The 1,592-nt window shown below is 32.2% G+C and carries 2 protein-coding genes; both read left to right on the top strand.

Going from position 1 to position 1,592, the window contains the following annotated elements:
• Nucleotides 1-152: 152 nt before the first annotated feature.
• A complete protein-coding gene (rpsR, locus tag ENO17_05450; GenBank protein HER24471.1) occupies nucleotides 153-383 on the top strand; it encodes a 30S ribosomal protein S18 in 231 nt (76 codons plus the stop codon).
• Between the two features lie 163 nt (nucleotides 384-546).
• On the top strand, nucleotides 547-1,509 hold the full coding sequence (locus ENO17_05445) for a DUF2232 domain-containing protein (GenBank protein ID HER24470.1): 963 nt from the start codon (nucleotides 547-549) through the stop codon (nucleotides 1,507-1,509).
• Nucleotides 1,510-1,592: the final 83 nt, after the last annotated feature.

Genomic DNA, 1,592 nt, shown 5'->3' with positions numbered 1-1,592 from the left:
GGAGAGAGTTATAAAGTTAGAAGAGAGAGTTATTAGATATTTATTAACTCTACAACAAATAGTAAAAAGTCAAAATAAAGATAAATAAATAATTTTTTAAAGAAATTTTCAGAAGAGAATTTAGATAAAAAAGGGAGGATGAATATAAATTAATGGCGCGATATAGTTCATTTAGAAGACCACAAAAGAAAGTTTGTCTTTTTTGCAAAGATAAAATAGTAGCTGATTACAAAGAAATAGATTTATTGAGAAAATTTATTACTGAACAAGGAAAAATGTTGCCTCGTAGAGCCACTGGAAACTGCGCAAGACACCAACGTACACTGGCTATAGCCATAAAAAGAGCAAGAGAAATAGGGCTTCTTCCTTATGTAGCGAAATAAATAAGTAGGTAGTATATCGGATTGCGTATATCCTGGATGCTTGAACATTAAGTATGGCTTGATATAACGAATTCTAAATATTGCTTCCCGGTTTTTTATTCTTTTTGATAATCGATATTCTAAATTTGTTAGGGGAAAATAATTCTAGTTTGAGGGGTTTTTATTGACTGAACAAATTCCAACTAAATCAATAGTTGAGGGTGCATTTTTAGCAGCAATTACTGCCGTTCTATTTATTATCAGTATTTATATTCCCTTACTGGGAACATTGGTAAGTTTTTTATGCCCTCTTCCGATTATTATCTTATGTTTACGCCATAGTATAAAGTTTGCCATCATTTCGACTTTTATATCGGGAATTTTGGTAACTATTTTAGCCGGTCCAGTGCAAGGGATTATGGTCCTATTAGGTTTTGGAATCCTGGGACTAACTTTAGGTTATAGCATAAAAAGAGAATTATCTTTAACCGATATTATGATCTTGGGCAGCGTAGCTTCACTTGTTTCTAAAGGTTTAATCCTTTTAATCGGCTTTTGGGTTTTAGATCTCAATACCGTATTATTCGACATAGAAGAGATAGATAAGATTATAACGCAGTCTTTGAATTTTTATAGTAGTATGGGACTATCTCCGGAACAATTGACTACCCTAAAAGATTCCTTAACTCAAACGATCAGTATTGTCAGGATAGCATTCCCGGTAATGATTATTCTGGCTTCGATTTTTGACACTATTTTAAATTACTGGGTAGCTCGTTTGATCCTAAAGAGATTTGGATATAAACTGGTGAACTTTCCCCCCTTCCATAGCTGGAGAGCTTCCGGGTCTTTTTTTTGGAGTTATCTCCTGGGAATGGTATTGATAATTCTGGGAACGGCTTATAAAATAACCCTTTTAAATAGAATTGGAATAAATATTCAAGTTTTTTTTACGGTAGTATTTTTGATTTACGGTCTTGCTCTAACTAGCTTTATGCTGGAACGGTTAAAAATCAAAAATTTTTTAAAGTGGGTAGTATATATTCTGGTATGCTTGCAGCCTCTTTTATCCCAAATTGTTACTTGGGCAGCTATGTTAGATATATGGATAGATTTTAGAAAAATAATTGCTACTAAAAAAGAATAAATTAGTCTTAGTGAATAGTTATTTAGTGTAAACTTTTCTTTTCTTTCTCTTTCTTAACTCGATACTTGTACTATAACAATATG

This window comes from Candidatus Atribacteria bacterium (assembly GCA_011056645.1).
GTDB classification, from domain to species: Bacteria; Atribacterota; Phoenicimicrobiia; order Phoenicimicrobiales; family Phoenicimicrobiaceae; genus Sediminicultor; species Sediminicultor quartus.
This window is presented reverse-complemented; position numbering and strand designations above follow the sequence as displayed.